This window comes from Microbacterium ginsengiterrae, from assembly GCF_014205075.1.
In the GTDB taxonomy this organism is placed as follows: Bacteria; Actinomycetota; Actinomycetes; order Actinomycetales; family Microbacteriaceae; genus Microbacterium; species Microbacterium ginsengiterrae.
The window spans coordinates 2,632,641-2,649,007 of record NZ_JACHMU010000001.1 but is presented as its reverse complement, the minus strand read 5'-3'; the positions used below and the strand labels follow the sequence as shown (position 1 = coordinate 2,649,007).

The following is a 16,367-nucleotide window of genomic DNA, read 5'->3' as shown; positions in this document are numbered from 1 at the left end:
CTCACACCTCCTCGAGGGTCGCGAGGTACGCGGCGTACTCGTCGCGTTCCCGATCGATGCCGCAGTGCGGCTCCGCGTACACACCGTCGAACACGGCCAGCGGCTCGCGCGTGACCATGCCGAGGCACGCGGCGCGCATCTCGCGCGCCATCCGGTCGGCATCGGCGTGGGCGGCCGCGATCTGCTCGTCGTCGATCTCACCGAGAGCCCGCAGGTGCGCCTCGACGCGCGCGATGGGGTCGCGGGTCTTCCACGCCTCCAGCTCCGCCGGGTCGCGGTAGCGGGTCGGGTCGTCCGATGTCGTGTGCGGTCCCATCCGGTAGGTGACCGCCTCGATGAACGCGGGACCCTTCCCCGACCGGGCGTGGTCGAGCGCCCATCGCATCGCCGCCATGCAGGCGAGGACGTCGTTGCCGTCCACCCGCATGCTGGGGATGCCGAAGCCGGGGGCGCGCCCTGAGATCGGATACTGCGACTGCACCGCGACGGGCTCCGAGATCGCCCAGTGGTTGTTCTGACACACGAAGACCACGGGCGCCTGGTAGGACGCGGCGAAGACCATCGCCTCATTGACGTCGCCCTGACTGGTGGCACCGTCGCCGAAGTAGGTCACGGCGACCTCCTCGGCCTGCTCGTGCTTGATCCCCATCGCATAGCCGACGGCGTGCAGCGTCTGTGCGCCGATGATGATCTGCAGCGGGGCCACGCGCATCTGCATCGGGTCGAAGGGTGCCCCCTCCTCGCCGCGCCAGACCCGAACGAAATCACCCGGCTGTGCGCCTCTGGCATAGATGACCCCGGTCTCGCGATAACTCGGGAACACGAAGTCGACCGGGTCGATACCGCGCGCCGTTCCGATCTGGGCGGCCTCCTGACCGTTGCACGGCGCCCACAGGCCCAGTTGACCTTGCCGCTGGAGCGCGACGCCCTCTGCGTCGATGCGACGGAGGATCACCATGTCCCTGTGCAGCGCGCGAAGGGCCGCGGCGTCGACATCGGTGACGAACCGATCGAGATCCGGGTTGCTCCGGCGTGTTCCGTCCGGGGCGAGAAGGCGTTCTACGAGTTCGAGATCCTGCGCGGTGTCCGCGATCGGAGTGGCCTGCGGTGACATCTTCGTCCCTCCTGTCGTGTGAGCGCCTCGTGAGCGCCTGCACGTCGTGGTACCGACGTCTTCATCGGTTCTTCGAGGGTACGTCCGCTGATCAGCACGCTCAACCATTTCGGTGACCGCTGAGCATGTTGCTCAGTATCGCCGATCGAACGCTGCTAGGGTTTGGCGGTATGTCCACCCTCGATCGAGTCGACCTCGAACTGCTGAGTGCCCTGTCCGATGATCCCCGCATCACCGTCGTCGCGCTCGCCGAGCGCCTCGGACTGTCGCGGAACACCATCCAGGCACGGATGGCGCGCCTGGATCAGACGGGGGTGTTCCTGTCCTACGAGCGGTCGTTCTCCGCCGAAGTGCTCGGCTTCCCCCTCCAGGCCTTCATCAGCATCGGGCTTCGTCAGACCGAGCTGCCGCGGATCACCGCAGAACTCGCGCGCATCCCGGAGGTCCTGCAGGTTCATGGGCTCAGCGGGTCGATCGATCTGCTCGCCCGCGTCGCGTGCCGCGACGCCCGTCATCTCTTCGACACCGATGCCCGCATCCTGTCGATCGAGGGCGTCGAGCGGACCGAGACATCCCTGGCGATGGGCGAGGTCATCCCCTACCGGGTGGCCGGGCTCATCGGTCTCGCGCGACGGGAACCCTGAGGAAGCGGCGGATCGCACCGGCGGCCTCGGCCGGTGTCTCGTAGTGGATGAGATGCCCGACATCGGCGATCTCGACGAGCCGGGCGTCCGGGAAGAGCGTCGCGAGGCGGCGTTCCGCTTCGATCGGTGTGATGTCGTCCCGCTGGGCTGCGACGAGCAGGGTGGGAACGTCGATCGCCGGCGCGAAGGCGCGCACGTCGTTCGACACGCTCGCCACGAAGGCGTCGCGCAGCACGTCGCGGTCCGCGAAGTCGGAGAAGTAGGTGTCGTGCTGATCGTGGATGAACCGCCGCAGCTCGCGATCGCGGGTCTTCGCCATCGCGATGCTCATGCCGCGGACGATCAGTCCGTTGCGCAGCAATGCGGTGCCGATGCCGGGAGGCAGTGCGGCACCGAGCCCGTAGTACAGCACCGCGAGCTTGGTGAGCAGCCCTTTCGGCCCCTCCAGTGCGGGGGCGCCGATGGGGTTGATGAGGATCAGTCGCGGAGTGCGGAGGCCTTCCGCGACGGCCGCTGAGGCGACGATCGAACCGAACGAGTGCCCGAGGATGATCGCTCCCGGTGCCACCTCGTCGGCGAACTCCCGCAGCCATCGCGCGTACTCCGCGAGGTCGTGGGTGCGATCCGGCAGCGGGGGCGTCTCACCGAATCCCGGCAGGTCCGGGGCGATGACACGGACTTCCGGCAGATAGGCGACCACGGGCTCGAGCCCGTGGTGCTCGCCCCGGAATCCGTGCACGGCGATCACGGTGACGGGCTCGCCTCCGTCGGGTGTCTGATCAGGGCCGTACGTCCAATAGGCCGTCCGCCCCCCTCGCACATCCACCTCGCGCCGTCGGACGGGGATGCGACTGAGCCGCTCGGCGTAGGGCGAAGATGCGGGCATGAGTCGAGTCTACGGGCGCGCCTGGGCCGCGATGTCCGAGGCCGTTCCTACCGTGGGGTCATGGCCCTCGACCTGCAACTGCCGAACTGGCTCGGTCGCATCGGAGTCTTCGACCTCGAGACGACCGGGGTGGATGTCACGGCCGATCGCATCGTCACCGCATATGTCGGTGTCCTCGACGAGCACGGGCGGCAGATCGCGGCGCGGTCGTGGCTCGCCGACCCTGGGATCCCGATCCCCGACGGCGCAGCCGCCGTGCACGGGATCACGACCGCGCAGGCCCGGGCCGACGGTCGCGCGGCGCCGGAGGTGGTCTTCGAGGTGACGGCCTCGCTACGGGCACTGTTCTCGCAAGGACTGCCGGTCGTCGCCTACAACGCCTCCTACGATTTCTCGCTTCTCGCGCACGAGTGCGTGAGGCACCGCATCCCACCGCTCGATGCACCGGGACCCATCATCGACCCGCTGGTGATCGACAAGGCGGTCGATCGGTACCGCAGAGGCAAGCGCACGCTGTCCGCCGTCGCGCAGCACTACGGCGTCACGCTGGACGGGGCTCATGAAGCCTCCGCCGACGCGATCGCCGCCGGCCGAGTCGCTCAGGCCATCGCCCGCAGCTTCCCTCTCGCCCTCTCGGCGCACGACCTGCACGCGCAACAGATCGGGTGGGCGCGGAGCCAGGCCGCCAGTCTGACCGAGTACTTCATCCGCATCGGGCGCATCGACCCTGACGACGCACTCGACGGCACATGGCCCGTTCGCCGTCGCGGCCCCGCGCAGGATCTCGTGTCCTGAGTCGCTCGAGAGCGGTGCGGACACGACGAAGGCCCCGCCGAAGCGGGGCCTTCGTGGGGACGGAGCTTACTTGCTGCCGCCGAAGCCCTTGAAGCGCTGGTTGAACTTCTCGACGCGGCCGGCCGAGTCCATGATGCGCTGCTTGCCCGTGTAGAACGGGTGCGAGGCCGAGGAGATCTCGACGTCGATGACCGGGTACTCCACCCCGTCCAGCTCGATCGTCTTGTCGCTGGTGACCGTCGAACGGGTCAGGAAGGTCTCGCCCGAGCCCAGGTCGCGGAACACGACGTTCTTGTAGGTGGGGTGAATGTCAGTCTTCATGCGGAATCCTTGGATTGCGGGGTGCGTACAGAATGAAAGTCGAAGGGTGCCGGAGCACCAAGGATCGATTCTAGCAGATCCTCCGCTCAGGCCACGGCACGCGCGGCGTAGCGCCCGTCCTCGGCCGAGAGGCTGATCGGCATCCCGAATGCTTCGGTGAGCGCCTCGGCGGTCAGCGTCTCCTCGATGGAGCCGGCCGCGACGACGCCGCCCTCGCGGAGCAGCAGAACGTGGGTGAAACCGATCGGGATCTCCTCGACGTGATGGGTCACCATCACCATCGCGGGAGTCGTCGGCGACGAGGCGTATCCGCTGAGCAGCCCGAGAAGCTCCTCACGGGCCCCCAGATCGAGGGACGCGGTCGGCTCGTCGAGAAGAAGCAGCTCGGGGTCGGTCATCACGGCGCGTGCGATCTGAACGCGCTTCTGCTCGCCGTCACTGAGAGTCCCGAACGTACGATCGGCGAGGTGGTCGAGTTTCCACTCCCCCAGCACCCGCAGGGCACGTCGTTCGTCGATGTTCTCGTACTGTTCGTTCCAGCGGCCGGTGACCGAGTACGCCGCCGTCAGGACGACGTTGAGCACCGTCTCATCGCGCGGGATGCGCTTGGCCATCGCGGAGGAGGCGAAGCCGATCCGCGGGCGGATCTCGAAGACGTCCGTGCGCCCGAGAGTCTCACCGAGGATGGTCACCGATCCCCCGGTCGGGTGCATCAGCGTGTCCGCGAGCTGCAGGAGCGTGGTCTTGCCGGCTCCGTTCGGGCCGAGCACCACCCATCGCTGGTCGTCTGCGACCTGCCAGGTCACATGATCGACGATGTTGCGCCCGTCACGGCGCACGACGACATCGGAGAAATCAAGAGCGCTCGGCATACTCCTCAGCCTATCGGCTCAGGTCGTCAGCTCCGCGTAGAGAGTCCGCGTGGTGTCGGCGATCGTCGTCCAACTGAACTCCCGGGCGACGCGCTCACGACCGGCCTGACCGTAGGCGGCCGCGCGATCCCGGTCGGAGACGACCTCCGTCAGCACCCGTGCGAGATCCGCGACGAAGCGGTCGGGTTCCACCGGCGTCCCGGTGCCGTCGTCGGTCTGCTCGACGGGGACCAGGCGTCCGGTGACCCCGTCGGCGACCACCTCGGGGATCCCCCCTGTCGCGGTGCCGACCACGGCCGCGCCGCATGCCATCGCCTCCAGGTTGACGATCCCGAGCGGTTCGTACACCGACGGGCACACGAACGCCGTCGCGGCGGTGAGGATCGCGCTGAGCTCGTCGCGCGGCAGCATCCGTTCGATCCAGATGACCCCCTGTCGCGACTGCTGGAGGAGGCGCACCCCTTCCTGGACCTCGGCCATGATCTCGGGCGTGTCCGGTGCGCCGGCGCACAGCACGAGTTGCACCTCCGGCGGAAGCAGCGCCGCCGCGCGGAGCAGGTACGGAAGACCCTTCTGCCGAGTGATGCGACCGACGAATACCACGGACGGCCGCGCCGGATCCATACCGATGGCGGAGAGGAAGTCGTCGTCGGTGACCGGACGCCATCGCTCGATGTCGATGCCATTGTGGATCACGCGCACGCGGCGCTCGTCCACCTGCGGGTAGCTGCGCAGGATGTCGGCTCGCATCCCGGCGGAGACGGCCACGATGGCACTGGCATTCTCGTACGCCAGCCGCTCGATCCCGCGTGAGATCGCGTAGCCGCCACCTAGTTGCTCGGCCTTCCACGGGCGCAACGGCTCGAGGCTGTGCGCCGTCAACACGTGCGGGATGCCGTGGAGCTGCGCTGCGAGGTGCCCGGCGAAGTTCGCGTACCAAGTGTGGCTGTGCACAAGATCGGCGCCCGCGACGTCACCGACCATCACGAGGTCGGTCCCGAGCGTCTGCACAGCGGCGTTCGCACCGGCCAACTCGGCCGGTGCACGATAGGACCGGGTGCCCTCCTCCGCGCGGTCCGCACCGAACGCGCGGACCCGCACATCGACGGATCTGCGCAGTGCCGAGACCAGCTCGGCCACATGTACGCCGGCACCCCCGTAGATCTCCGGCGGATACTCCTTGGTGATCATGTCGACGCGCATGATTGAACGGTAGTACAGCGACGGGTTCGGGTCCTATGGTTGAGCCATGGCGGTCCCCAAGAAGGTATTCGGCATCATCCTCGCCGGCGGCGAGGGCAAGCGTCTCATGCCCCTGACGGCGGACAGGGCCAAACCTGCCGTGCCGTTCGGCGGGCAGTACCGGCTGATCGATTTCGCGATATCGAATCTCATCAACTCCGGCCTCAGACAGATCGTCGTCCTCACGCAGTACAAGTCCCACAGCCTCGACCGCCACATCACTCAGACCTGGCGCATGTCGTCCCTGCTCGACTCGTACATCACCTCGGTGCCCGCCCAGCAGCGCCTCGGCAAGCGCTGGTTCTCCGGATCGGCAGATGCCATCCTCCAGAGTCTGAACCTCATCAACGACGAGAAGCCGGACATCGTCATCGTCATCGGCGCCGACCACGTGTACCGCATGGACTTCCGTCAGATGCTCGACGCGCACATCGCCTCCGGGGCGAAGGCCACCGTCGCCGGCATCCGGCAGCCGCTCGCGATGGCGGACCAGTTCGGCGTGATCGACACCGATCCGGACGGCTCAGGGCTGATCCGCGCCTTCCTCGAGAAGCCGACGGATGCCGAGGGCCTCGCCGATTCGCCGCACGAGGTGCTCGCGTCCATGGGCAACTACATCTTCGACGCCGATGCCCTCATCGCCGCCGTCGAGGCCGACGGTGAGGTCGCCACGTCGGGGCACGACATGGGCGGCGACATCATCCCCTACTTCGTCGAGCGCGGTGAAGCCGGCTTCTACGACATGAAGCAGAACGACGTGCCGGGGTCCTCTCCGCGCGATCGTGCCTATTGGCGCGATGTCGGAACGATCGACTCGTTCTTCGACGCGCACATGGACCTCATCTCCACCCTCCCCATCTTCAACCTCTACAACACCTTCTGGCCGATCCGCACGCAGAGCGTCAACGCACCCCCCGCGAAATTCGTGCGCGACGCCGTCGGGCGCATCGGCAACGCGATCGACTCCATCGTCTCCCCCGGGTCCGTACTGTCGGGAACACACCTGGAGCGCAGCGTGATCGGACCAGGCACTCTCGCCGCCGGCGGCTCGACGATCACCGATGCCGTCCTGTTCGACGGCGTCGTGGTCGGCCAGGGTGCGAGGGTGCACCGTGCCGTCCTCGACAAGAACGTCGTCCTCGCCGACGGAGCGACGGTGGGAGTGGACAGGGAACGCGACCTGGAGCGCGGCTTCACGGTGACCGATTCCGGGATCACCGTGGTCGGCAAGGGAGTGCGGATCGAGCGGTGACCGGCGCGATACGCTCGATTCCGTGACCGTTGCGCGCTTCCTCGTCGTCCTCGATGCCGATTCCACCCTCATCCGAGACGAGGTGATCGAGCTCCTCGCCGACGAGGCGGGCCGTCGCGCCGAGGTCCAGGCGGCCACGGAGGCCGCGATGCGCGGTGAGGTCGACTTCGCGAGCAGTCTCCGCTCCCGGGTCGCAGCGCTCGAGGGTGTCGGCATCGATGCGTTCGAGCGCGTGCGCGCGCGCATCCGACCGACGCCCGGCGTCCGCGAGCTCACGGCCGCCGTGCATGAGCGCGGTGGAGTCGTCGGCGTCGTCTCCGGAGGATTCCACGAGATCCTCGACCACATCGCCCCTGGTCTCGGCGTCGACCGGTGGCTGGCCAACCGGCTGGCGATCGTCGACGACGCCGTGAGCGGCACCGTCGAGGGCGATATCGTCGACGCGACGGTGAAAGCCCGCTCGCTGCGCGCGTGGGCGGATGAGCTCGGCGTCAAGACGCACGCCACGATCGCCATCGGCGACGGCGCGAACGACCTCGAGATGATGGCCGCCGCAGGGCTCGGGCTGGCGTTCAACGCGAAACCTGCCGTGCGCGCCGCGGCGAACCTCGTCGTCGGCCCAGTGGATCTTCGGGCGGTCATCCCTCTGCTGCCCTGACGCCGAGGCCCTCGGGCAGCGCGTGTCCTTCGCCCGGCGTAGTGTCACGGCATGGACATCATCCTCGTTCCCGGTCTGTGGCTCGACGCGACATCGTGGACAGACGTCGCACGCGCGCTCGAGGCACGCGGACACCGGCCGATCCCGCTGACGCTTCCCGGTATGGGCCTCCCGGCCGCGGAGTCGGCGCGGATCGGCATGGCCGACTGGATCGATGCCGTCGTGGTCGAGATCGACCGCGCACCGGGGCCGGTCGCGCTCGTCGGACACAGCGGCGCAGGCAACGTCGTGTGGGGTGCGGCCGATGCGAGGCCGGAGCGGGTCTCCCGCGTCGTCTTCGTCGACACCGTACCCCCGCCACCGGGTGCCGGGATCTCGGAGTTCGCCGTCGTCGACGGGGTGATCCCGTTCCCCGGGTGGGACTTCTTCCCGGAGGAGGACGTGTACGACCTCGACGAGGCCACCCGTGCCGTCGGCGCGGCACTCACGCGATCGGTGCCAGCTCGTGTTCCCACCGACCCCGTTCGTCTGAGCGGCGGGAGACACGACGTTCCCGTCACGATCCTCATGGGGAGCATGGGTGCGACCGAGCTCGAGGCCGAGATCGACAAATGGGGACCGTACGGTGAGGAGTACCGATCGATCCGGGACGTCACGGTGACGCGCATCGGCTCCGGTCACTGGCCGCAGTTCTCTCAGCCGGGCAGGCTGGCAGAGCTGATCAGCGAATCAGTGTCCCATTCCGAGTCCGCCGTCGACGGGGATGACAGCGCCTGAGATGTAGGCGGCATCGTCTCCGGCGAGCCAGGACACCACACCGGCGACCTCGTCCGGCGAGGCGAATCGGCCCGCAGGGATGCTGGCCTTGTACTGTTTCTGCGTCTCCTCGGGCAGTTCCGCCGTCATGTCGGTCTCGATGAACCCGGGCGCGACGACGTTCGTCGTGATCCCGCGGGCTCCCAGTTCCCTGGTCAGTGAGCGCGCGAAGCCCACCAGGGCGCTCTTGGATGCCGCGTAGTTGACCTGACCCGCGGAACCGTAGAGTCCGACGACGCTCGAGATGAGGACGATACGGCCGAAGCGTGCACGCAGCATCGCCTTCGACGCGCGCTTCACGACGCGGAAGGTCCCACCGAGGTTCGTGTTCACGACGCTGTCGAAGTCGTCCTCGCTCATACGCATGAGCAGCGTGTCCTTCGTGATGCCGGCGTTCGCCACGAGCACCTCGATCGGGCCGAGAGACGCCTCCACCTCCGAGAAGGCGGCGTCGATCGAAGCGGCGTCCGTGACATCCGCCCGGACGGTGAGAGTGCCCTCCGGTCCCTCTCCGCTACGCGCGGTGACGGCGACCCGGTAGCCCTCCCGCACGAAGCGTTCGGCGATGGCACGGCCGATGCCGCGGTTTCCGCCGGTGACGAGGACGACGCGTTCTGAAGTCATGAAGAAGGGCTCCCGGTGACGTTGCGAAAGGACTCGAGTCATCCTATCCGTGCGCTGGCGCGTGCCAGGGGACCCGATCCACGACATGATGGGGTGACGCGAGGAGTATGAGGAGGGATCGCGATGAGCGACGACAGAATGCCTGAGGGCGAGCACCCGACCTTCCCTGCAGCGGGATCGGCAGGCCCCGTCGACGGGCCGGGACCACAGCGGTCGTACCCGCAGGCGGACCCGGCGGCACCGCAGTACACGCCGCCGCCGGCTGCCCCGCAGTACTCCCCTGCTTCGCCGCAGCAGTCGTCGTATTCCCCGCCGCCGCTGCAACAGCCCCCATATGCTCAGGCGGCGCAACCGTACACCACGCCGTCGCAGCAGTATCCAGGGCAGGCCGCAGGCGCCTCCTACCCGGTTGCGCCGCAGGCGACGGCGTCGCCGTACGCGGCTCCGCAGTATGCGCCCGGTCAGCCGTACGCCCCGCCGCGGCCGGCCAGTGGACTCGCGATCACTTCGCTGGTCACCGGCATCGCCGGCATCGTCTTCAGCTGGACCTTCGTCGCCCTGCTCGCATCGATCGCCGCTGTCATCACCGGGCACATGGCTCTTCGGCAGACGCGGTCCGACTCGAGGATCGGCGGGCGCGGCATGGCGATCGCCGGGCTCATCCTCGGTTACGCCGGTGCCGCGATCCTCGTGTTCACCGTCGTCATCGGGATCTTCTCTTTCCTGTTCATCGGCGGCATCGGGTTCCTGCCCTTCTTCCTCAGCTGACGCTCGAGGAGTGCCGTGGTCCGGGGCGCAGGAGCGCCGCCGGTGTCCGCCACGCGGCGTAGGCTGGAAGCACCGTGAAACCACAGTCACATGCCGCCCCTGTTACCTCGCTCCCGCAAGCACCGCAGGACGAGGCGACCGCTCGCGTGCGCCGGTACTGGATCACGATGGGTATCCGCATGGCCTGTTTCGCGCTGACGGTGCTCGTGACCCCCTACGGCTGGTACACGTGGGTGTTCGCAGCCGCAGCGGCGGTCCTGCCCTACATCGCGGTGGTGTTCGCGAACGCCGTGAGCCCGACGAGCACGGCCCCGGCGGAATCCCCCGTGCAGGAGATCGCCTCCGCGGCACCGGCCTCTGCGACGGTCGCACCCGACGCTGAGCCGACCGTCATCACGATCCGAGAACGTCCTGCCCCGTCGGACCCGGCGGAGGACACGTGACCCCCCAGTGCTCCCGCGCGGAATGCCGCCGAGACGCGACCCACCACATCGTGTGGCGGAATCCGCGCATCCATGCGGCGGATCGCGAGAAGATCTGGCTCGCCTGCGACGAGCACGTCGGTTTCCTGCACGACTATCTGGCGGCGAGGGATTTTCCCGTGACCACACATGAGGGACTGCCGGCATGAGCAATCGCTTCGTGCGATGGGGCGTCTACCTCCTCATCGCCGCCGCATTCGCCGTGGCCTGTGTCTTCCTGTCGAACTGGCAGTTCGAGCGCAATGAGGGACGCGAGGCGCAGATCGCCCTCGTCGAGAACAACTACGACGCGGAGCCCGTCGCTCTCGGCGACCTCATCACCGCTGACGGTGCGCTGCAGCCGGATGACGAGTGGCGTCCCGTGCTGCTGCGGGGAGAGTACCTCGCCGACGAGCAGGTGCTCGTGCGCAATCGACCCCACGGCGGTACGAGCGCGTTCGAGGTCCTCGTCCCCTTCCTCGACGCCGACGGGCGCGTGCTCATCGTCGACCGAGGTTGGGTGCCACCCGGCGAGGGCGACACCCCGGATGCCATCCCTGCACCGCCCTCCGGCGACGTCGAGGTCGTCGTACGCCTGCGACCCGGCGAGCCGCTCCCCGGGTCAGGCCGCGGCGCCCCCGACGGCCAGGTCCCCACGATCCATCTCCCCACCGTCGCCGCGGGGCTCGACGCCGATGTGATCACCAGCGCCTACGGTCAGCTCGTCGAGGAGACTCCGCTGCCGACGACGTCGCCGGGCGCCTTCACCTCGCCGACGGATGACCCAGGGCCGCACCTGTCCTATGCGATCCAGTGGATCCTGTTCGGCATCATGGGCTTCGTGTTCATCTTCTACATGATCCGCACGGAGGTCGTCCGGCATCGTGAGGAGACCGAAGGGGCGCCGACCGTCAAGAAGCGGGTGCGACGTCGCGATCGGGACGCCGACGTCGAGGACGAACTCCTCGACGACGTCGACAGCCGAGTCTGATCAGTCGGCGAGCAGGTCAGGTCGCCGGTCGCGCGTTCGCACGATCTGCTGCTCTCGCCGCCACGCAGCGATGGCGGCATGGTTGCCACTCAGCAGGACATCGGGCACAGCCCGCTCGCGCCAGCTCGAGGGCTTCGTGTAGGACGGATACTCCAGGAGACCGTCCTCGTGCGACTCCTCGACAAGGCTCTCCGGGTTGCCGACGACGCCGGGGATGAGGCGCCCGACAGCCTCGATCATGGCCATCGCCGCGACCTCGCCGCCGTTGAGCACGTAGTCGCCGAGACTCATCAGCCGGACTTCACCGAGCGTCGTGGCGTACTCGAAGACCCGCTCGTCGATGCCCTCATACCGGCCGCAGCCGATGATGAGGTGGTCGCGGTGCGCGAACTCGCGTGCCGTCGCCTGGCGGAAGACCTCGCCGGCTGGTGAGGGGAAGATGATGGTGGGCCGCGCTGACGGCGAATCGGCGGTGAGCTCATCCAGGGCCAGGCCCCAGGGCTCCGGCTTCATCACCATGCCCGCTCCCCCGCCGTACGGGGTGTCGTCCACGGTGCGATGCCGGTCGCCGGTCCAGCCACGGAGGTCATGGATGTGGAGGTCCAGAAGACCGGTGGCTCGCGCCTTGCCGAGCAGTGACAGCTCGAGCCCGTCGAAGTAGGACGGGAAGATCGAGACGACGTCTACTCTCATGCGTCAAGGCTCACGAGCGGTCACTCAGCGGCGTCGCCGGTGGTGGCGTCCTCGTCGGTGTCCGCATCGGCGATCTCATCGAAGAGGCCTGCAGGAGGGGTGAGCGTCACGCGCCCCGCAGCGATGTCCACGGACGGGACGATGGCCTCGACGAACGGCACCATGACCTCTCGCGCGTCGCGCGCGGTCTTCACGATGAGAAGATCCTGTGCCGGGAGGTGCTCGACGCGCACGAGCTTGCCGATCGGCTCACCGTCGATGACCGCGTCGAGGCCGACCAGCTGGTGGTCGTACCAGGCGTTGTCCTCCGGCTCGTCGGCGTCCTGATCGATCCAGAGGATGGCACGGACGAGTCCCTCTGCGCCCTCGCGATCGTTCACGTCCTCGAAGAAGACCACGGGGTTGCCGTTCATCACCCGGTACTCGCGGACCGTGACGGTCTTGCGGTGCCACGGCGATGCCTCCGGCACCTGCAGCGTGAACTCCGCGCCCGGCACGAAACGGCGCTCCGGGTTGTCGGTGTACAGCTCCAGCTTGAGGGCGCCCTTGAGGCCGTGCGCCTTGACGAGGCGTCCGACCCTCAGCTGGTTCTTGCCCTGGTTGCGGTCCTGAGAGACCACGTCAGTCGTCCGCGACATCGACGCGGACACGCTGCCCGTCCGCCAGGGCGGAGACGAGCGTGCGCAGTGCCTTCGCGGTGCGGCCGCCGCGCCCGATCACGCGTCCACGGTCATCGGGGTGCACGCGCACCTCGAGAAGATCGCCTCGCGGCGACGTGGAGGACGAGATGCGGACATCGTCAGGGTGATCGACGATTCCCTTGACGATGTGTTCGAGCGCGGCGGCGAGCACGGCGATTACTCTGCGTCGGCGGCGGGGGCCTCGGCGGCCTCCGCGTCAGCGGCGGGAGCCTCCTCTGCGGGAGCCTCCTTCTTCTCCGCCTTCGGCTTCACGACGGACTTCTTGGCCGCGTCGACCTCGAACGGAGCCTTGGGCTCAGCGACCTGGACGGTGGACTTCGCGTCCTTGTCGCCCTTGAACTTGCCCCAGTCACCCGTGAGCTTGAGCAGCGCGGTGACCTGCTCCGACGGCTGCGCGCCGACGGAGAGCCAGTACTGTGCACGCTCGGAGTCGACCTCGATGAACGAGGGCTGCTCGGTGGGGTGGTACTTGCCGATCTCCTCGATGACGCGACCGTCGCGCTTGGTGCGCGAGTCGGCGACGACGATGCGGTAGTACGGCGCGCGGATCTTGCCCATGCGCTTGAGACGGATCTTTACAGCCACGATTCTCCTGAATTGTGTGGAAGGAACGAACTGATCGCCTGGAGAGTGGGGTGCACACCCGGCGGAAGCTCAAAATGGAGGACGCGATCTGGATAGAGGGTCGAGAACGTCGTCCGACCCTCTATTCTGCCAGATCCCCGGCGCCTCGCGAAACCGTCCGCCCCGCATGTCGGCGGGTACCGGCACCGCGTGTCAGACTGTGCTCGTGAAGCAGGAGTTCGCCTCGTCCTCTCGTTCGACCGTCGGGCTCGAATGGGAGATCATGCTCGCGGACCCGGACACCGGCGATCTCGTCGGTAGAGCCCCCGAGCTCCTCGCCGCGCTCGAAGAGGAGAGCGCGCCCGAGCGCCACACCGTCACCGGAGAGCTGCTCACGAACACGATCGAGGTGACCAGCGGCGTCGGCGAATCGGTCCAGCAGGCGATCGGTGACATCGCCGCTGCGATCGCGGCCGTCCGCGAACGCACTGATCCGGCCGGCGTCGAGCTGCTCTCGGCCGGCAGCCACCCGTTCGCGCAGTGGTTCGACCAGCAGGTCACGGACAAGAGCCGTTACCACAAGCTCATCGAGCGCACCCAGTGGTGGGGCCGCAACATGATGATCTGGGGCATCCACGTGCACATCGGTGTCGAGGATCGCGACAAGGTGATGCCGATCATCGGTGCACTGTCCGGATACCTCCCCGACCTTCAGGCGCTCACGTCCTCGAGCCCGTTCTGGGCCGGCGACCGCACCGGATACGCCTCGAACCGCGCCCTGGTTTTCCAGCAGCTGCCCACCGCGGGTCTCCCCTGGCCCCTGCACACCTGGGCCGACTTCGAGCGCTACCTGGCGGACATGGTCAAGACGGGTGTCATGGCGGACGCGTCCGAGGTTCGCTGGGACATCCGCCCCGCGCCCCGCTGGGGGACGATCGAGGTGCGGGCCTGCGACGGGCTCTCCACGCTCTCGGAACTCGCATCGGTGGCATCCCTCGTCCAGGTGCTCGTCGAGCATCTCTCACGGCGCCTCGACGACGGAGAGACGCTGCCGACCATGCCGCCATGGTTCCACCGCGAGAACAAATGGCGTGCGGCCCGTTACGGTCTGGATGCCAGGGTGATCGTCGACGAGCACGGGACGCAGCGCCTTGTGCGCGAGCAGCTGTCCGAGCTGCTCTCCGACCTCTCCCCCGTCGCGACGGACCTCGGATGCGCCGAGCAGTTCGCCGGTGCCCGCACGATCCTCGACTCAGGAGCGAGCTATGAGCGGCAACTGCGAGTCGCAGATGCCTCCGGTGGCGATCTGCGCGCGGTGGTCCATCACCTCATCCGCGAGTTCCGCTCAGGACCTGGCGCCCCGGTGATCTGACGCTCAGTCGTCGTCCACCCAGTCGAAGGTGCGGGTCACCGCCTTACGCCATCGCGCCAGCAGCCGGGCGCGCTCGTCCTCATCGATGGCGGGTTCCCAGCGGACGTCCTCCTTCCACATCGCGCGCAGCGCGTCGAGATCCTCCCACACGCCGACGGCGAGGCCCGCGGCATACGCGGCGCCGAGGGCCGTGGTCTCCGACACCGCAGGTCGCACGACGGGTACGCCGAGGACATCGGCCTGGAACTGCATGAGGGTGTCGTTGGCGACCATCCCCCCGTCGACGCGGAGCTCCTGAAGGCCGACACCCGTGTCGGCATCCACGGCATCGAGCACCTCGCGCGTCTGGAAGGCGACCGCCTCCAGCGCGGCGCGCGCGATGTGGCCCTTGTTCACGAAGCGGGTGAGACCGAGGATCGCGCCGCGCGCGTCGGGGCGCCAGTAGGGCGCGAAGAGCCCGGAGAACGCAGGAACGATGTACACCCCGCCGTTGTCCTCCACGCTCAGCGCGAGCTTCTCGACGTCCGGGGCTTCGTCGAACAGGCCGAGGTTGTCGCGCAACCACTGGATGAGCGAGCCCGTCACCGCGATCGAGCCCTCGAGCGCGTACTGGGGCGGTTCGTCCCCGAGGCGATACGCGACCGTCGTGATGAGGCCGTTGTCGCTGTCGACGATCTCGCCGCCGGTGTTCACGATGACGAAGCTGCCGGTGCCATAGGTGTTCTTGGACTCGCCGCGGTCGAACGCGACCTGCCCGAAGGTCGCGGCCTGCTGGTCGCCGAGGATGGACGCGATGGGCGCGCCGTCGAGCGCGGTGCCCTTGGCCTCGCCGTACACCTCGGATGACGAGCGGATCTCGGGGAGCATCGAACGCGGGACGCCGAACGCCTCCAGCAGATCGTCGTCCCAGTCGAGGGTGCGCAGATCCATGAGCAGGGTGCGGCTGGCGTTGGTGACGTCGGTCGCGTGCACTCCCCCGTCCGGGCCGCCGGTCAGATTCCACAGCACCCAGGTGTCCGGCGTCCCGAAAAGGAGCTCGCCGTTCTCGGCACGCTCGCGCGCCCCGTCGACGTTGTCGAGGATCCACGCGATCTTGGAGGCCGAGAAGTAGGTGGCCAGCGGAAGACCGGTCACGTCGGCGAATCGACGGATGCCGCCCTCCGCCGCCAGCTCGTCGACCAATGACTGGGTGCGCGTGTCCTGCCAGACGATGGCGTTGCAGATCGGCTCGCCGGTCTCGCGGTCCCAGACCATCGTCGTCTCGCGTTGGTTCGTGATCCCCACCGCGGCGACGTCCTCGTTGCCGATGCCCGCCTCCGCGAGTGCCTCGTCGATCACCGCGACGATGTCGTCCCAGATCGCTGCGGCATCGTGCTCGACCCACCCCGCGCGCGGGAAGATCTGCTCGTGCTCGCGTTGTCCGATGGCGACGATGGTCCCCGCGTCGTCGAAGACGATCGCGCGGCTGCTCGTGGTGCCCTGGTCGATGGCGACGATATGCATTGTGCTCTCCCCCGCCGGCGACGGCGTTGTCTGGTCTGCCTCTCAGCCTAGGAGAACCTCACCGAGCTCCGTGGATGTCGTGCACGAACG

General features: G+C 68.1%; 21 protein-coding genes. 10 read left to right on the top strand and 11 right to left on the bottom strand.

Going from position 1 to position 16,367, the window contains the following annotated elements; genetic code table 11:
- Position 1 precedes the first annotated feature (1 nt).
- Positions 2 to 1,114, bottom strand: coding sequence for a pyruvate dehydrogenase (acetyl-transferring) E1 component subunit alpha (gene pdhA / locus HD600_RS12850; RefSeq protein ID WP_184284126.1), 1,113 nt, complete (start codon positions 1,112 to 1,114; stop codon positions 2 to 4).
- 170 nt (positions 1,115 to 1,284) lie between these two features.
- Between pdhA and HD600_RS12845 the strand changes: the two genes are divergently transcribed.
- A complete protein-coding gene (locus HD600_RS12845; RefSeq protein WP_144795199.1) occupies positions 1,285 to 1,758 on the top strand; it encodes an Lrp/AsnC family transcriptional regulator in 474 nt (157 codons plus the stop codon).
- Here HD600_RS12845 and HD600_RS12840 read toward each other — a convergent pair.
- Positions 1,730 to 2,644 carry an alpha/beta fold hydrolase gene (locus HD600_RS12840; RefSeq protein WP_184284124.1) on the bottom strand — a complete coding sequence of 305 codons (915 nt, stop codon included), beginning with the start codon at positions 2,642 to 2,644 and terminating at the stop codon, positions 1,730 to 1,732. The two genes, HD600_RS12845 and HD600_RS12840, sit on opposite strands and share 29 nt — an antisense overlap.
- Positions 2,645 to 2,704: 60 nt before the next feature.
- Here HD600_RS12840 and HD600_RS12835 point away from each other — a divergent pair, with 60 nt between their 5' ends.
- Positions 2,705 to 3,439: a 3'-5' exonuclease gene (locus HD600_RS12835; RefSeq protein WP_184284122.1), complete on the top strand. Its 735-nt coding sequence runs from the start codon at positions 2,705 to 2,707 to the stop codon at positions 3,437 to 3,439.
- A gap of 66 nt (positions 3,440 to 3,505) precedes the next feature.
- Here the strand turns inward: HD600_RS12835 and HD600_RS12830 are convergent, their stop codons facing one another.
- From HD600_RS12830 to glgA, 3 genes are all read right to left on the bottom strand, one after another.
- Complete coding sequence (locus HD600_RS12830; RefSeq protein ID WP_144795205.1) at positions 3,506 to 3,760, bottom strand: type B 50S ribosomal protein L31; 255 nt, start codon at positions 3,758 to 3,760, stop codon at positions 3,506 to 3,508.
- A gap of 86 nt (positions 3,761 to 3,846) precedes the next feature.
- Positions 3,847 to 4,632: an ABC transporter ATP-binding protein gene (locus HD600_RS12825; protein WP_184284120.1), complete on the bottom strand. Its 786-nt coding sequence runs from the start codon at positions 4,630 to 4,632 to the stop codon at positions 3,847 to 3,849.
- A gap of 18 nt (positions 4,633 to 4,650) precedes the next feature.
- Positions 4,651 to 5,835, bottom strand: a complete 1,185-nt coding sequence (glgA, locus tag HD600_RS12820) for a glycogen synthase (protein ID WP_184284118.1) — start codon at positions 5,833 to 5,835, stop codon at positions 4,651 to 4,653.
- Positions 5,836 to 5,881: 46 nt separating this feature from the next.
- Between glgA and HD600_RS12815 the strand changes: the two genes are divergently transcribed.
- Genes HD600_RS12815 through HD600_RS12805 form a run of 3 tightly spaced genes read left to right on the top strand, consistent with a single transcriptional unit; the run spans position 5,882 to position 8,561 of the window.
- The gene (locus tag HD600_RS12815; protein WP_184284116.1) at positions 5,882 to 7,126 is read left to right on the top strand and encodes a glucose-1-phosphate adenylyltransferase; all 1,245 of its coding nucleotides are present in this window, start codon (positions 5,882 to 5,884) and stop codon (positions 7,124 to 7,126) included.
- Positions 7,127 to 7,148: 22 nt separating this feature from the next.
- On the top strand, positions 7,149 to 7,784 hold the full coding sequence (gene serB / locus HD600_RS12810; protein WP_184284114.1) for a phosphoserine phosphatase SerB: 636 nt from the start codon (positions 7,149 to 7,151) through the stop codon (positions 7,782 to 7,784).
- 51 nt (positions 7,785 to 7,835) lie between these two features.
- Entirely contained in the window at positions 7,836 to 8,561 is a 726-nt protein-coding gene (locus HD600_RS12805; protein WP_184284112.1) for an alpha/beta fold hydrolase, read from the top strand.
- Here the strand turns inward: HD600_RS12805 and HD600_RS12800 are convergent.
- Positions 8,514 to 9,224, bottom strand: coding sequence for a beta-ketoacyl-ACP reductase (locus HD600_RS12800; RefSeq protein ID WP_184284110.1), 711 nt, complete (start codon positions 9,222 to 9,224; stop codon positions 8,514 to 8,516). The genes HD600_RS12805 and HD600_RS12800 overlap by 48 nt on opposite strands.
- Positions 9,225 to 9,347: 123 nt before the next feature.
- Between HD600_RS12800 and HD600_RS12795 the strand changes: the two genes are divergently transcribed.
- The 4 genes from HD600_RS12795 (at position 9,348) to HD600_RS12780 (ending at position 11,444) form a co-directional block, all read left to right on the top strand.
- Positions 9,348 to 9,992 (top strand): DUF4190 domain-containing protein, encoded by a 645-nt coding sequence (locus HD600_RS12795; RefSeq protein ID WP_184284107.1) that lies wholly within the window; start codon positions 9,348 to 9,350, stop codon positions 9,990 to 9,992.
- Between the two features lie 74 nt (positions 9,993 to 10,066).
- Positions 10,067 to 10,435: a DUF3099 domain-containing protein gene (locus HD600_RS12790; protein WP_184284105.1), complete on the top strand. Its 369-nt coding sequence runs from the start codon at positions 10,067 to 10,069 to the stop codon at positions 10,433 to 10,435.
- Positions 10,432 to 10,623 (top strand): hypothetical protein, encoded by a 192-nt coding sequence (locus HD600_RS12785; RefSeq protein WP_144795223.1) that lies wholly within the window; start codon positions 10,432 to 10,434, stop codon positions 10,621 to 10,623. Before HD600_RS12790 ends, HD600_RS12785 begins: the two co-directional genes overlap by 4 nt.
- Entirely contained in the window at positions 10,620 to 11,444 is an 825-nt protein-coding gene (locus tag HD600_RS12780) for an SURF1 family cytochrome oxidase biogenesis protein (RefSeq protein ID WP_184284103.1), read from the top strand. Before HD600_RS12785 ends, HD600_RS12780 begins: the two co-directional genes overlap by 4 nt.
- Here HD600_RS12780 and trmD read toward each other — a convergent pair whose 3' ends face one another.
- The 4 genes from trmD to rpsP are packed head-to-tail and all read right to left on the bottom strand — an operon-like array spanning position 11,445 to position 13,423.
- Positions 11,445 to 12,137, bottom strand: coding sequence for a tRNA (guanosine(37)-N1)-methyltransferase TrmD (gene trmD / locus HD600_RS12775; RefSeq protein WP_184284101.1), 693 nt, complete (start codon positions 12,135 to 12,137; stop codon positions 11,445 to 11,447).
- A gap of 20 nt (positions 12,138 to 12,157) precedes the next feature.
- Positions 12,158 to 12,775, bottom strand: coding sequence for a ribosome maturation factor RimM (gene rimM / locus HD600_RS12770; protein ID WP_184284099.1), 618 nt, complete (start codon positions 12,773 to 12,775; stop codon positions 12,158 to 12,160).
- Entirely contained in the window at positions 12,759 to 12,989 is a 231-nt protein-coding gene (locus HD600_RS12765; RefSeq protein ID WP_184284097.1) for an RNA-binding protein, read from the bottom strand. Before HD600_RS12765 ends, rimM begins: the two co-directional genes overlap by 17 nt.
- A gap of 5 nt (positions 12,990 to 12,994) precedes the next feature.
- Complete coding sequence (gene rpsP, locus HD600_RS12760) at positions 12,995 to 13,423, bottom strand: 30S ribosomal protein S16 (protein WP_144795233.1); 429 nt, start codon at positions 13,421 to 13,423, stop codon at positions 12,995 to 12,997.
- 166 nt (positions 13,424 to 13,589) lie between these two features.
- Here rpsP and HD600_RS12755 point away from each other — a divergent pair, with 166 nt between their 5' ends.
- Positions 13,590 to 14,774, top strand: coding sequence for a glutamate--cysteine ligase (locus HD600_RS12755; protein WP_206705736.1), 1,185 nt, complete (start codon positions 13,590 to 13,592; stop codon positions 14,772 to 14,774).
- 3 nt (positions 14,775 to 14,777) lie between these two features.
- Here the strand turns inward: HD600_RS12755 and glpK are convergent, their stop codons facing one another.
- Positions 14,778 to 16,277, bottom strand: a complete 1,500-nt coding sequence (gene glpK, locus HD600_RS12750; RefSeq protein ID WP_184284093.1) for a glycerol kinase GlpK — start codon at positions 16,275 to 16,277, stop codon at positions 14,778 to 14,780.
- Positions 16,278 to 16,367: the final 90 nt, after the last annotated feature.

Coding starts and splice junctions, on each gene's coding strand:
- pdhA (WP_184284126.1), bottom strand. CDS start 1,114: ATGTCACCGCAGGCCACTCCGATCGCGGACACCGCGCAGGATCTCGAA.
- HD600_RS12845 (WP_144795199.1), top strand. CDS start 1,285: ATGTCCACCCTCGATCGAGTCGACCTCGAACTGCTGAGTGCCCTGTCC.
- HD600_RS12840 (WP_184284124.1), bottom strand. CDS start 2,644: ATGCCCGCATCTTCGCCCTACGCCGAGCGGCTCAGTCGCATCCCCGTC.
- HD600_RS12835 (WP_184284122.1), top strand. CDS start 2,705: ATGGCCCTCGACCTGCAACTGCCGAACTGGCTCGGTCGCATCGGAGTC.
- HD600_RS12830 (WP_144795205.1), bottom strand. CDS start 3,760: ATGAAGACTGACATTCACCCCACCTACAAGAACGTCGTGTTCCGCGAC.
- HD600_RS12825 (WP_184284120.1), bottom strand. CDS start 4,632: ATGCCGAGCGCTCTTGATTTCTCCGATGTCGTCGTGCGCCGTGACGGG.
- glgA (WP_184284118.1), bottom strand. CDS start 5,835: ATGCGCGTCGACATGATCACCAAGGAGTATCCGCCGGAGATCTACGGG.
- HD600_RS12815 (WP_184284116.1), top strand. CDS start 5,882: ATGGCGGTCCCCAAGAAGGTATTCGGCATCATCCTCGCCGGCGGCGAG.
- HD600_RS12805 (WP_184284112.1), top strand. CDS start 7,836: ATGGACATCATCCTCGTTCCCGGTCTGTGGCTCGACGCGACATCGTGG.
- HD600_RS12800 (WP_184284110.1), bottom strand. CDS start 9,224: ATGACTTCAGAACGCGTCGTCCTCGTCACCGGCGGAAACCGCGGCATC.
- HD600_RS12795 (WP_184284107.1), top strand. CDS start 9,348: ATGAGCGACGACAGAATGCCTGAGGGCGAGCACCCGACCTTCCCTGCA.
- HD600_RS12780 (WP_184284103.1), top strand. CDS start 10,620: ATGAGCAATCGCTTCGTGCGATGGGGCGTCTACCTCCTCATCGCCGCC.
- trmD (WP_184284101.1), bottom strand. CDS start 12,137: ATGAGAGTAGACGTCGTCTCGATCTTCCCGTCCTACTTCGACGGGCTC.
- rimM (WP_184284099.1), bottom strand. CDS start 12,775: ATGTCGCGGACGACTGACGTGGTCTCTCAGGACCGCAACCAGGGCAAG.
- HD600_RS12755 (WP_206705736.1), top strand. CDS start 13,590: ATGTCGGCGGGTACCGGCACCGCGTGTCAGACTGTGCTCGTGAAGCAG.
- glpK (WP_184284093.1), bottom strand. CDS start 16,277: ATGCATATCGTCGCCATCGACCAGGGCACCACGAGCAGCCGCGCGATC.